This window comes from Microbacterium sp. F1-18 (assembly GCF_052921305.1).
This window is the reverse complement of the sequence record NZ_JBREVD010000001.1, coordinates 564,333-576,392: the sequence shown is the minus strand read 5'-3', so window position 1 is coordinate 576,392 and position 12,060 is coordinate 564,333. Positions and strand designations below refer to the sequence as shown.

Genomic DNA, 12,060 nt, shown 5'->3' with positions numbered 1-12,060 from the left:
GCGGATGCCGGTCAGGCGATGCGGCGGACCTGCACCGTGACGCGGTCGACCGTCGGATGCTGCGCGCACAGCTCGTCCGCGATAGCGCGCGCGACCTCGGGGGTGCGCGCGGCGATGGCGACGGTGACGGCGGCCGCGGCGGTCGTGCCCTCGGCTCCGGTCGAGACGATGACGCCGTCGGTCGGTGCCGCCGCGTCCAGACGCAGCGCCGACGCGGCTGCCCCGAGGGCGCGGGTCAGCGGCGGGCGCGGGTCGTGCACGGCGCTGACCCCGGGGATCTCGGCGATGGGGCGCGGCGCCGACGGGTCGACGAGGGAGGCGGGCTCGATCATGCGGTGTCCTTGGACGGGAAGGAACGGTGGAGATCTTCGACGGTCACGTCGACGGCGGTGATGTTCAGCTCGGTGTGCTGCGCCAGCGCCTCCGACACCGCCTGGCGAACGGCTCCCGCCGCGGCGGGCAGCGACTCGCCCCACGCCACCGAGGCGGTGATGTCGACGGCGATGGGGGCTTCGGGGACCTCGACGTCGCCGACGATTCTCGAGTGGCCGATGAAGACGCCGTCGATGGCGTCGCCGCTGGCTCGGATGAGCGCCTGAACCGCGCCTTCGGTCACGCTCATCGAGACGCGAGGATCGGGGTGCGACAGCGGGATGGAGCGCCCGGCCCGCAGCTCGGCACGCACCGCCGTCATCACCCCGTCGAACCAGCTCTCGGACGGTTCGGGCAGTTGAGCCGCATCCGCGGCGATGAGGTCGCGTGACAACCGCCCCGCGCGCTCGAGCGCGTCGAGGGCGTTCAGACAGTCGGGACAGGTCTCGATCTCGGGGTCGTACGGCGATCGACCGCTGTCGAGATACTCGCTGATCTCGTCGATCGTCTTGCCGCAGTCCAGAGCCATGCCGTCGGCATCCATCAGCGCCACCCCGCCATCTGGATGGTGATGCTGGCGCGAGCGCGTGACAGGTTTCCTCGAACGGTGCTGAGAGGGAGGTTCATCTCTTCTGCGATCTCGGTATAGCTGAGCGATCCGACTTCTCGGAGCAACCAGCAGCGGCGTTGGGCTTCCGGCAGCGCATCGAGTGCAAGGGAGAGCGCTTGCAACTGTGCGTTGCGGATGGCAGCGGCCTCGGGGAGGAGACCCGCCTCCGCGGCTCTGTCGAATCCGTCCAGTGTGTCATGGGCGGGGCGTCTTCTGAGATGCGCGTACGCCTCACGGCTCGCGATCTTCATGAGCCACGCCTTCACAGCGCCCGGGTCGCGCAGCGTCGACAGCTGACGCCACGCCGTGAGGAATGCGTCCTGGACGACGTCGTCGGTCTCGGAGAGCGTGCCGACGATCCGGTAGACGTAGGCGCGAACGATCCGAGTGTGTCGACGGAGGAGCGCGTCGAAGGCCTCGGCGTCTCCCGAGGCCGCCCGGGCTGCCAGGATGCCGTCGGGCGCGGCTTGAAGATCGGTCACCGGCCCGCTCTCATCGGCTCGCATCGTTCCCCCAGAAAACTTCTCGAACTTTTTTGTGACGAATCCGGATGAGCCGCCCTCTTATCTGTAGAGCGAACGTAACGCTCACCGAATGACGAGCCGAGAGCTTGCGTCGGACAACCCAGACAGATAAGGAAACGCCATGGCTGAGGACCAGAAGAACACCGCCCCCGCTGTCGAGACCCCGAAGTCGCCGGCAGCCGTGCCCCAGGGGTCGCGTGTCGACCGCACGTTCTCGTCGTCGCGTGTCCCCGCAGAGACCGAGGCGGCAGGCAAGACGACGATCTCGGACGGCGTGGTGGCCAAAGTCGCCGGCATCGCAGCTCGCGAGGTCGCCGGCGTCTACGCCCTGGGTGGCGGCGGAGCCCGCGCGTTCGGCGCGATCCGTGACGCGATGAACGCCACCGACCTCTCGCAGGGAGTCAAGGTCGAGGTCGGCGAGACGCAGGCCGCCGCCGACCTCACGATCGTCGTCGAGTATCCGGCGCCGATCCAGGAGGTTGCCGACAACGTCCGTGCTGCCGTCGCCGGCGCCATCAGCCGACTCGTGGGCCTCGAGGTCGTCGAGGTCAACGTCGAGGTCAACGACGTCCACATCGCGGGCGCTGACGACGACGACAACGAGTCCGAGTCGCGCGTCGCATGAGCGCCACCGTCTCGGGTGCGCTGATCGGCGCCATCCTCGCCGCCGCCGCCCTGTTGTTCGGCTTCTGGGGGTTCCTCCTCGTCGCCCTCTTCATGGCGATCGGCGCGGCAGTGGGCCGCATCGCGTCCGGCAAGCTCGACGTCCGCGGGCTGGCCGACGTACTGACAGGTCGGCGCACCTCGTCATGACCGTCGCAGAGGCCATCCGTCCCGGTGGCGGCGTCACTGCCGCCACCGGCGGGACGTCCGGTGTCGCCGGACGGGTCGATGTGCGCGAGCGCGTGGTGCGGAAGGTCTCGGAACAGATCGCATCCCAGGTCATCGGAGTCGACGTCGACCGCGTGTCGGTCGCGGCATCCGATCACCGGGGTGGGGTGGCCGTCCGCATCACCGCGCCGTTGCCCGTCCCGTCACTCGACGACACCGAAGCGGTGCGAGCCGCCGGCGCTGTCGTGGACGCCGCCCGTGAGATGCAGCAGCGGATGCAGCAGGAGCTCAGCCGCGTGCTGGGCAAGCCCGTCACCCGCGTCGACATCACCGTGAACGGCGCCGCCACCCCGATCAAGAGGAGAGTCCGATGAGCAGTCCCGTGCTGCGCCGCGTCGTGCGGCGCGAGACGCACTCGCCGCGCACCGTCGCGATGATCGTCGCCGTCGTCCTCGTCATCCTCGCGCTGGTGTATGTCGGCACGGAGATCGTGCTGAACCTCGCCGGTCAGCCGGCTCTGCTGCTGGGCCCCGCCGCCGCCTTCGGGTGGGTCGTCGGTCTGCCGACGGAGGTTCCCGTCGGCGTCAGCATCGCCATCGGCGCCGTCATCGCGGTGCTCGGGGTGATCCTCGTGGTGCTCGCGATCGCGCCGGGCCGGCTGTCGAAGCATCAGCTCGTCGTCGGCGAGAGTGCCGTCGTCGCCGACAACGGGGTGATCGCCTCGGCGATCGCGCAGCGTGTCAGCGCCGAGAGCGGACTGCCCCGCGATCAGGTGCGGGTCGGTGTGGGACATCGCTCGGCCGACGTCACCCTCACCCCCGCCGTGGGAGTGCCCGTCGATGAGGCTCAGATCCGCAGCACCGTCGACGCCGAGCTCGACTCGTATCGGCTCGCGTCGAAGCTGCGCACTTCGGTCCGGGTCGAGCGGCCCCGCGAACAGGAGGAGAACGCATGAACAACACCAATCGAGCGGTCAACCGCACGATCCTCCTGATCCTGGGACTGGTGCTCGTCGTCGTCGGCGGCGGAATCATCGCTGGAGCAGTGTGGCCGGCAGCCGCAGACACCTGGACCTCGGTCGGATCCGGTGCCCAGGACTGGGCGAAGCAGGCCTGGGATGCGACCGTCATCGCGGGGACGAGCCTCACCTGGCTCGCCCTCGGTGCGCTCGCGGCCCTCGCGCTGCTGGTCGTGCTGCTGATCGTCCTGATCGTGCGCAGCATCCACGGCCGCCGTCGTACCTCGCTTCGGGCGACCGGGGCGGAGAGCGATCTCGGCCGCATCACCGTCACCGAGGGGTTCGCATCCGACGCGCTGAAGAACGCTCTCGCCGAGCACGACGAGATCCTCAGCGCCCGGGTCACCGCCAACGACATCAAGCATCAGCCGGTGCTGCACGTCAGCGTGACGCCGCGGCAGAACACCTCGCCGCTGCACGTGGCCGAGACCGTCGAACGTCTCATCGGCAACCTCGGCACCCTGACGGGGCAGCAGCTCACGGCCTACATCTCCATCCACACGGGGCTGCGCGCGAGGCTGGCTCACGACCAGCGCCGCCTGTCCTGACCGCACACGTCCACAGCCCCGCCCGCGGGGCGCCATCACCGAGAGAAAGGAGTCCCATCATGGGTCTCGACGACAAGATCAAGAACGCCGCCCAGGACATCGCAGGCAAGGCGAAGGAAGCCATCGGCAAGGCGACCGACAACGACAAGCTCGAAGCCGAGGGCAAGGCCGACCAGGTCAAGGCCGAGGCGAAGAAGACGGGCGAAGACGTCAAGGACGCCTTCAAGTAAGCCCCGCGACTGCGAGAGGGGGATGCCGTGGCGGCATCCCCCTCTCGTGATGTCGTGGCGACGTCAGCCGTCGCGTCGCGCGCCTGCCGACGGGCTGACCGGGAAGATCGTCGGGGCCGTATACCCCGCGCCGGCGAAGGCTCCTACGACGGCGGCGGCCACGGCGTCGACAGCACTGGTCTCGACGAGGGCGATCGCCGCGCCGCCGAAACCACCGCCGGTCATACGCGCTCCGATGGCGCCCGCGCCGCGAGCCGTCTCGACGGCGAGATCGAGCTCGGGTACCGAGATCTCGAAATCGTCGCGCATCGAGATGTGCGAGGCGTCCAGCAGCGGGCCGATCGCTCGCGGCCCCTGCTCGCGCAGCGTCCGCACCGTGTCGAGCACGCGCTGGTTCTCGGTGACGATGTGGCGCACCCGGCGGAACGTGACGTCGTCGAGGACGTCGGCGGCGCGGTCGAGGTCGGCGACCGACAGATCGCGCAGCATGGGCACGCCCATGAGGCGTGCGCCCTTCTCGCACGACGCCCGCCGCTCGCCGTAGCCGCTGGAGGAGTGCGTGTGCTTGACGTGGGTGTCCATGACCAGCAGCGTCAGCCCCGCGGCGGCGAAGCCGAGCTCGACCTCGTCGGTCGCGAGCGAACGGCAGTCGAGGAAGGTGGCGGCATCCGGCTCGCCGAGCATCGACGCCATCTGGTCCATGATGCCGGTGGGTGCTCCCACGGCCTCGTTCTCGGCACGCCGGCCGACCTGGGCGAGCGCGATGCGGTCGAGCCCGAGGCTCCACAGATCGTTCAGCGCCGAGGCGGTGGCTCCCTCGATCGCGGCGGAGGACGATAGGCCTGCTCCGATGGGGACGTCGGACGCGAAGGCGAGGTCGGCTCCCGCGAGCTCCGCCGGATCGGCCCCGGAGGCCTGGACGAGCGCCCACGCGACGCCGAGCGGGTACGCCGACCATTCGGGAACGGCATGCTCGCCGTCGACAGTCGGGAAGATCGCGTCGAGGTCGGCGATCGCGACTTCGACCGGCACCGCGTCGAAGGTCGAAATGACCCGAAGTCGCCCGTCGTCGCGAGGAGCGAGTGCGACGTGCGTGCGGTGGGGCGTCGCGAAGGGGAACACGAAGCCGTCGTTGTAGTCGGTGTGCTCGCCGATGAGGTTGACGCGGCCGGGCGCCGACCATTCGCTCGTCGCGGTCGCTCCGAGCGAGCTCAGCATGTCGCGCGCGTCGGTGCGCGGATCGGTCTCGGTCACAGGGTCACTCCTTCTACGGCCTCGCGGATGCGCGCGGCCGCCGTCTCGGGCGGGATGTCACCGATCCAGGCGCCCATGGCCGCCTCGGAACCGGCGAGGAACTTCAGCTTGTCGGCCGCGCGGCGCGGGCTGGTCAGCTGCAGGTGCAGGCGCGCGGTGTCGCGCGCGTGGCGGACCGGCGCCTGGTGCCACGCGGCGATGTACGGCGTCGGGGTGTCGTAGAGCGCGTCGATGCCGCGCAGCAGGCGCAGGTAGAGCGGGGCGAGCTCGTCGCGCTCGGCGTCGTTCGTCTCGGCGAAGTCGGCGACGTGGCGGTGGGGCATCAGGTGCACTTCGATCGGCCAGCGCGCGGCGAACGGGACGAACGCCGTCCAGTGCTCGCCGCGGAGCACCACCCGCGGGCCGGCCTGCTCGAACTCGAGGATGCGCTGGAACAGATCGGGTGCCGTGCGGTCGATCGAGTCGAGCAGGCGCGTCGTGCGCGGCGTGATGTACGGGTACGCGTAGATCTGCCCGTGGGGGTGCGGCAGCGTCACGCCGATCGCCTCGCCGCGGTTCTCGAACGGGAACACCTGCTCGATGCCGGGGAGCGCGGACAGCGCGGCCGTGCGATCGGCCCACGCTTCGATGACGGTACGGGCGCGGGTGACCGTCTGGGTGCCGAACGATCCGGCGTGCGCGGGCGAGAAGCACACGACCTCGGTGCGTCCGACGCTCGTGCGCGTGCGGCCGAGCCCCAGGTGCGCGAGGTCATCGATGCCGCGGGGCGGGTCGGATGCCGCGGGTGCGCCGCCGAACGCCTCGGCGAGGCCGGGACCGAACGACGGCGACTTGTTCTCGAAGACGGCGACGTCGTAGCGCGACGGGATCTCGGAGGGGTTGGTCGGCGTCTGCGGGGCGAGCGGGTCGAGCTCGGCCGGAGGGAGGAAGGCGCGGTTCTGGCGCGATGCGGCGATCGAGATCCAGTCGCCCGTCAGGACGTCTTGCCGCATCGTCGCGGTCGCGGGACGCGGGTCGAGGGTGCGGGCATCGACCGCGCGCTCGGGGCCGAGCGTCGTGTCGGGGTCGTCGTAGTAGATGAGCTCGCGGCCGTCATCGAGTCGTGTGGAGCGTTTGACGACGCCCGCGCCGAGCGGCACGGCGGGAGGAGCACTGATGTTCACGATAACACGCTACATTCCGGGCGTGATATCGTCAACACACTCCGACGAGAGGACCGGTATGCGGGTGTCGATGGCCCAGGTGGCGGCGCACGCGGGCGTCTCGGCGCAGACCGTCTCGCGTGTGGCCAATGGCAGCCCGCGCGTCGATCCCGCGACGCGGGCCCGGGTCGAGGCATCCATGGCGACGCTCGGCTACCGCATGCATCGTGCCGCCCGGGCGCTGCGCACCGGCCAGACCCGCACGATCGGCCTGGTGGTCTCGACCCTCGCCTCGGTCGGCAACTCCCGCATGCTGCAGGCGATCGCCGATGCGGCGGGTGAGCGCGACTACGCTCTGGCCGTGGTGACGGTCGCCGGTGCGCGCGACATCGCGGAGGCGTTCGCCCAGTTGCGCGACCAGGGCGTCGACGGAGCGATCGTGCTCAACGAGGCGACGCGGCTCGCTCGCGACACCGCCCCGCCCGCCGACCTCCGCCTCGTCGTGGTCGACTCACCCCCCGACGACCGCTTCGCCATCGTGCAGACCGACCACGCGGGAGGTGCCCGGCAGGCGACGCAGCACCTGCTCGAGCTGGGGCACACGACGGTGCACCACCTCGCGGGGCCCGCGGCCTCGTTCGCGGCTCGAGAACGCGAGCGCGGCTGGCGCGAAGCGCTGCTCGACGCGGATGCCGCGGTACCCGAGGTCGTCCGCGGCGACTGGACCTCACGCGGCGGTCACGCGGCCGGATCGGCGCTCGCCGATGCCACCGCGGTGTTCGCCGCGAACGACCAGATGGCGCTCGGTCTGCTCCGTGCCTTCAGCGACGCCGGCCGCGCGGTGCCGGACGACGTCGCGGTCGTCGGATTCGACGACGTCGTGGATGCCGCGGAGTACCGCCCGCCGCTGACGACCGTCCGCCAGGACTTCGACGCCCTCGGCGCGTATGCCGTCGCGGCGCTCGTGAAGGTCATCGAGACGGGTGCCGCGGCGCCGTCGCAGACGGTGCCCACCGAGCTGGTAGTCCGGGCGAGCTCAGCGCGCGGGGCTGCGCGCAGGTAAGGTGCGCAGGTAAGGCGCAGTTCGGGGCGTCGGGCGCGGTTCGACCCGCGCTCCATCCCCGCAACTGCGCCTTATTCGCGCGCGGCGCGCGGGGCGGCGGGCGAGGCGGTCAGGCGGATGCCGCGCGGCGGGCTTCCCAGCCGGTGCGAACCATCTCGTCGACCGAGTAGCGGTTGGCCCATTCCAGATCGCGGGCGGCGAGCTCGCCGGTGGCGACGATGCGGTCGGGGTCGCCGGGGCGGCGGGGGCCGATTCTCGGGGTGAAGTCGATGCCGGTCACGCGGGCCATCGCATCCATGATCTCGCGCACCGACAGGCCGTTCTGCGAGCCGAGGTTGTAGGCCGGCTCGACGCTCTCGCCCGCCGCGAGGCGCTGGGCGGCGACGACGTGGGCCGCGGCGATGTCGGCGACGTGCACGTAGTCGCGCACGTTCGTGCCGTCTTCGGTGTCGTAGTCGTCGCCGTTGATCTGCGGGGTCTCGCCCGCGATCAGCTTCTCGAAGACGATGGGGAAGAGGTTGTGCGGGCTCGTGTCGTAGACGGACGGGTCGCCCGACCCCACGACGTTGAAGTAGCGCAGCGACGTGTGGCGAAGCGGCGCGGCGGAGCCCGCCGTCGCGACCGCCTGGTCGCGCAGGAGCCATTCGCCGATGAGCTTCGACTCGCCGTAGGGCGAGGCGGGCCGCTTGGGCAGGTCCTCGGTGACGAGCGGCACGTCCGGGGTGCCGTAGACGGCGGCGCTGGAGGAGAAGACGATCTTGTCGACGCCCGCGGTCTCCATCGCCTCGAGGACGATTCGCGTGCCCTCGACGTTCTGCGCGTAGGTGTGCAGCGGACGGGTCACCGAGACGCCGGCGTACTTGTAGCCGGCGACGTGGATGACGCCCTCGACGCCGTGCTCGCGCAGGGCGCCCTCGACGAGCGGACGGTCGAGGATCGAGCCGCGGACGAACGGAACACCCTCGGGGACGAACCCGGCGTGCCCGCTCGACAGGTCGTCGAGGACGACGGGGTCGAGACCCGCCGCGGCGAGGGCGCGCACGACATGCGCGCCGATGTATCCAGCACCACCGGTGACCATCCAGCTCATGACATCCATCCTGCCCGATCGCGGCGGGGCTCCTTCACGCTCACTCCTCGCGGTGGCCGAGATCAGGCGCGGCGATGAACGCGGCGACGGGCTCGACGACGTGCTCGAGCTCGACGACGACGATCTCGTTCGCGCCGGCGCGGGTCGCGGGCGCGGGAACGTACAGCGTGCGCTGCGGTCCGTTGCGCCAGTACCGGCCCAGGAAGAAGCCGTTCACGAACGCGAACCCCTTGCTCCAGGCATCCGTGTCGAGGAAGAGGTCGGCGGGCTCGTCGAGGTCGAACGTGCCCGCGAGACCGGCGCGGCCCGCCGTCGTCTGCTCAGAAGCAGCGGGGATGCCGGCGGCGACGGCCGCGAGGTCGACGGGCTGCGCCGACCAGCCGGTCAACTCGTGGCCGCCGAGGGTCACAGGGCCGACGAGGCCCTTGTTCTCGCCCAGACGCGCGTCGTAGTTCACGCGCCCCTGGTCCTCGACGAGCACCGTGAGCTGCGACCCGCGGGGGATCGGCAGCGAGCGCTCGTGCAACGCACGCTGCAGGCGGCCGACGGGTGCCCCGTCGACCGCGACCCAGGCGAGGTCGCGGACCTCAGCGAAGGCGAGCACGGCGCTGTCGGTATCTCCGAACGCCTCGTCGGGCAGCGTGACGTCGTAGCGGACGAGGGGCCCGAGCTGTCCGAGCTCCTCGAACGTCGGGGGAGCGACCGCCGCGCCCGCGCCGGCACTCGCCGCGGGCAGCCAGTCGCCCGTCGCCCGCAGCGCGACGGAGCGCACCGGTGCCGCCGGCCGAGCGGGGGGAACCTCGTCGGGGACGGGAGCGTATCGCGCGATGACCTCGCGGAACGCGTGGTACTTCTCGGTCGGGTGGCCCGATTCGTCGAGGGGCGCGTCATAGTCGTACGAGGTGACGATGGGGGCGTAGCGGCCCTTGTCATTGGCGCCGTTCGTGGTGCCGAAGTTGGTGCCGCCGTGGAGCATGTAGATGTTCACCGAGGCGCCGGCCGCGAGCAGCGCGTCGAGCTCGGATGCCGAGGCTGCGGCATCCGTGGTGTGGTGCACGCCGCCCCACCAGTCGAACCAGCCGTCCCAGAACTCCGAGCACATGAGGGGCCCGGTCGGCTGGTGCTCGCGCAGGGTCGCGAGCCGCTCGGTCGCGCGCGATCCGAACGACCCGGTCGTGTGCAGGTCGGGGAGGGTGCCCGCCGCGAGCATGTGGGGCTCGGGCTGGTCGACGGTGGTCAGGGGCACCGTGATGTCGCAGGCGCGGGTCAGCTCGGTGAGCGTCCGGAGGTAGTCGTGGTCCGAGCCGTAGGCGCCGTACTCGTTCTCGATCTGAACCAGCACGACGTTGCCGCCCCGGTCGATCTGACGTGGTGCCACGATCTCGTAGACGCGTCGCAGATACGCGCTGACCGCTTCGACGTACTGCGGCTCGGACCGGCGCAGCCCGATACCGGGGGTGCTGGTGAGCCACACCGGCAGGCCGCCGTTGTGCCACTCGGCGCAGATGTACGGGCCGGGGCGGACGATCGCGTGCATGCCCTCGGCCGCGATGAGGTCGAGGAAGCGCCCGAGGTCGTTCCAGCCCGTGGCATCCCATTCGCCGCGCACCGGTTCGTGGGCGTTCCAGGCGACGTAGGTCTCGATCGTGTTGAGCCCCATGAGTCGCGCCTTGCGGATGCGGTCGGCCCACTGGTCCGGGTGGATGCGGAAGTAGTGCAGCGCTCCGGCGATGACCCGGTGGGGGCGCCCGTCGAGGAGGAAGTCGGTCTCGCCGATGCTGAAGGTCGTCACGGGGTCACTCGATTCGTTCCGGGGTTCAGGCGCACGCTCACGCGCGCCCAGGAGAGCGGGGGAAGGGTCAGGGTCACGGCGCCGTCGCGGATGTCGACGGCGAGGGAGGCCGGTGCGACCGGCTGCGACGATGCGCTGTTGACGGTGTGCCGGTCGCCGCCCGCGGGGACGGTCAGCACGAGTGCCTCGGCGCTCGCGGCTGGTCGGTCGAGGTCGATCGTGACCGGCGTCTCGGCCTCGAGCCCGCGGTGAACGACGAAGACCGTCAGCTCGTCGCCCTCGAGAGTCGCGACGGCGTCGACGGCGCCCACGTCGCCGTAGCGCGCGGTCGCGATGACGCCGGTCTCGATGCTCGGGACGACGACGTTCCCGGATGCCGCGGCCGCGGTGAGCTGGAACGGGAAGAAGGTGGTCTGCCGCCAGGCCACGCCACCCGGTTCGGTGCGGATCGGCGCGATGACGTTGACGAGCTGGGCGAGGTTCGCCATCGACACGCGGTCGGCGCGCCGGAGCATCGTGATGAGCAGGGACCCGACGACGACGGCATCCGTGACGGTGTAGTCGTCCTCGATGAGGCGCGGGGCGACCGGCCAGTCGCCGGTGAACACGGCGGGCTTGTCGACCTCGTTCCAGCGGGTCTGGTTCCACACGTTCCACTCGTCGACGCTGATGCCGATGGGGGTCGTGATGCCGCGCTCGGCGCGCACCTCGTCGATGATGTCGGCGACCTCGCCGATGTAGGCGTCGAGGGCGGCGCCGGAGGCGAGGAAGCTCGCGGGGTCGCCCGGCGTCTCCTCGTAGTAGGCGTGCACGGAGATGTGATCGACGAGTCCCGCGGTGTGGCGGAGCACGGTGCGCTCCCACTCGCCGAACGTGGGCATCTCGTGGTTGGAGCTGCCGGCGGCGACGAGCTCGATGTCGGGGTCGATGAACCGCATGAGGCGGGCGCTCTCGGCGGCGAGGCGGCCGTACTCGTCGGCGGTCTTGTGGCCGATCTGCCAGGGGCCGTCCATCTCGTTGCCCAGGCACCAGAGGCGGATGCCGAAGGGCTCGGCGCGCTCGTTCTCGCGGCGGCGCTCCGACAGTGCGGTGCCGCCGGGGTGGTTGGCGTACTCGAGCAGGTCGGCCGCCTCGGCGACGCCCCGCGTGCCGAGGTTCACGGCCTCCATGAGCTCGAGTCCGGCCTGCTCGGCCCACGCGGCGAACTCGTGCAGACCGACCTGATTGGTCTCGGTGCTGTGCCATGCGGCATCCAGGCGCACAGGGCGCTGGTCGCGCGGCCCGACGCCGTCCTCCCACCGGTAGCCCGAGACGAAGTTGCCCCCGGGGTAGCGCACGACCGTCGCGCCCAGCTCGCGCACGAGCTCGAGCACGTCGGCGCGGAAACCGGCGTCGTCGGCGGTGGCGTGACCCGGCTCGAAGATGCCGTCGTACACGCAGCGGCCCATGTGCTCGACGAAGGTGCCGAACAGGCGTCGGGGCACGACGGGGCCGGGGGTCGCCGTGTCGAGCGAGATGCGGGTGGGGGAGGTCATTGCTCTTCTCCTGGGGGACATGGCGAGGGGCGGGCCGGACCGAAGCTCGAT

15 protein-coding genes are annotated in these 12,060 nt (G+C 71.0%); 7 read left to right on the top strand and 8 right to left on the bottom strand.

The genetic code is table 11. The annotated features are described in order from the left end of the window. Positions 1-11: 11 nt before the first annotated feature. From ACU6RU_RS02730 to ACU6RU_RS02720, 3 genes are read right to left on the bottom strand one after another with little or no spacing between them, the layout of a single operon-like run. Complete coding sequence (locus tag ACU6RU_RS02730) at positions 12-332, bottom strand: hypothetical protein (protein ID WP_120263517.1); 321 nt, start codon at positions 330-332, stop codon at positions 12-14. Continuing rightward, positions 329-916: an Asp23/Gls24 family envelope stress response protein gene (locus ACU6RU_RS02725; protein ID WP_446725989.1), complete on the bottom strand. Its 588-nt coding sequence runs from the start codon at positions 914-916 to the stop codon at positions 329-331. Before ACU6RU_RS02725 ends, ACU6RU_RS02730 begins: the two co-directional genes overlap by 4 nt. After that, complete coding sequence (locus ACU6RU_RS02720; protein ID WP_289330843.1) at positions 916-1,464, bottom strand: RNA polymerase sigma factor; 549 nt, start codon at positions 1,462-1,464, stop codon at positions 916-918. Before ACU6RU_RS02720 ends, ACU6RU_RS02725 begins: the two co-directional genes overlap by 1 nt. A 163-nt stretch (positions 1,465-1,627) precedes the next feature. Between ACU6RU_RS02720 and ACU6RU_RS02715 the strand changes: the two genes are divergently transcribed. Genes ACU6RU_RS02715 through ACU6RU_RS02690 form a run of 6 tightly spaced genes read left to right on the top strand, consistent with a single transcriptional unit; the run spans position 1,628 to position 4,133 of the window. Then, positions 1,628-2,131 carry an Asp23/Gls24 family envelope stress response protein gene (locus ACU6RU_RS02715; protein ID WP_120263514.1) on the top strand — a complete coding sequence of 168 codons (504 nt, stop codon included), beginning with the start codon at positions 1,628-1,630 and terminating at the stop codon, positions 2,129-2,131. Further along, the gene (locus ACU6RU_RS02710; protein ID WP_023952539.1) at positions 2,128-2,319 is read left to right on the top strand and encodes a DUF2273 domain-containing protein; all 192 of its coding nucleotides are present in this window, start codon (positions 2,128-2,130) and stop codon (positions 2,317-2,319) included. The genes ACU6RU_RS02715 and ACU6RU_RS02710 overlap by 4 nt, the downstream gene beginning before the upstream one ends. Further along, positions 2,316-2,711: a hypothetical protein gene (locus ACU6RU_RS02705; RefSeq protein ID WP_289330844.1), complete on the top strand. Its 396-nt coding sequence runs from the start codon at positions 2,316-2,318 to the stop codon at positions 2,709-2,711. The genes ACU6RU_RS02710 and ACU6RU_RS02705 overlap by 4 nt, the downstream gene beginning before the upstream one ends. Further along, positions 2,708-3,292: a DUF6286 domain-containing protein gene (locus ACU6RU_RS02700; RefSeq protein WP_120263512.1), complete on the top strand. Its 585-nt coding sequence runs from the start codon at positions 2,708-2,710 to the stop codon at positions 3,290-3,292. Before ACU6RU_RS02705 ends, ACU6RU_RS02700 begins: the two co-directional genes overlap by 4 nt. After that, positions 3,289-3,903 (top strand): hypothetical protein, encoded by a 615-nt coding sequence (locus tag ACU6RU_RS02695; protein ID WP_289330845.1) that lies wholly within the window; start codon positions 3,289-3,291, stop codon positions 3,901-3,903. Before ACU6RU_RS02700 ends, ACU6RU_RS02695 begins: the two co-directional genes overlap by 4 nt. Positions 3,904-3,962: 59 nt before the next feature. Continuing rightward, positions 3,963-4,133, top strand: a complete 171-nt coding sequence (locus tag ACU6RU_RS02690; RefSeq protein ID WP_023952533.1) for a CsbD family protein — start codon at positions 3,963-3,965, stop codon at positions 4,131-4,133. Positions 4,134-4,196: 63 nt separating this feature from the next. On the opposite strand, the gene galK is transcribed toward ACU6RU_RS02690, so the two are convergent. Then, complete coding sequence (gene galK, locus ACU6RU_RS02685; RefSeq protein ID WP_289331458.1) at positions 4,197-5,351, bottom strand: galactokinase; 1,155 nt, start codon at positions 5,349-5,351, stop codon at positions 4,197-4,199. A 32-nt stretch (positions 5,352-5,383) separates the two neighbouring features. Next, the gene (galT, locus tag ACU6RU_RS02680) at positions 5,384-6,544 is read right to left on the bottom strand and encodes a galactose-1-phosphate uridylyltransferase (RefSeq protein ID WP_446725988.1); all 1,161 of its coding nucleotides are present in this window, start codon (positions 6,542-6,544) and stop codon (positions 5,384-5,386) included. A gap of 76 nt (positions 6,545-6,620) precedes the next feature. Between galT and ACU6RU_RS02675 the strand changes: the two genes are divergently transcribed. After that, positions 6,621-7,592 carry a LacI family DNA-binding transcriptional regulator gene (locus tag ACU6RU_RS02675; protein ID WP_120264414.1) on the top strand — a complete coding sequence of 324 codons (972 nt, stop codon included), beginning with the start codon at positions 6,621-6,623 and terminating at the stop codon, positions 7,590-7,592. 109 nt (positions 7,593-7,701) lie between these two features. Here the strand turns inward: ACU6RU_RS02675 and galE are convergent, their stop codons facing one another. The 3 genes from galE to arfA are packed head-to-tail and all read right to left on the bottom strand — an operon-like array spanning position 7,702 to position 12,009. Further along, positions 7,702-8,682: a UDP-glucose 4-epimerase GalE gene (gene galE / locus ACU6RU_RS02670; protein ID WP_289330847.1), complete on the bottom strand. Its 981-nt coding sequence runs from the start codon at positions 8,680-8,682 to the stop codon at positions 7,702-7,704. A 40-nt stretch (positions 8,683-8,722) separates the two neighbouring features. Continuing rightward, complete coding sequence (locus ACU6RU_RS02665) at positions 8,723-10,474, bottom strand: glycoside hydrolase family 35 protein (protein WP_446725833.1); 1,752 nt, start codon at positions 10,472-10,474, stop codon at positions 8,723-8,725. Beyond that, complete coding sequence (gene arfA, locus ACU6RU_RS02660) at positions 10,471-12,009, bottom strand: arabinosylfuranosidase ArfA (RefSeq protein ID WP_446725832.1); 1,539 nt, start codon at positions 12,007-12,009, stop codon at positions 10,471-10,473. The genes ACU6RU_RS02665 and arfA overlap by 4 nt, the downstream gene beginning before the upstream one ends. Positions 12,010-12,060: the final 51 nt, after the last annotated feature.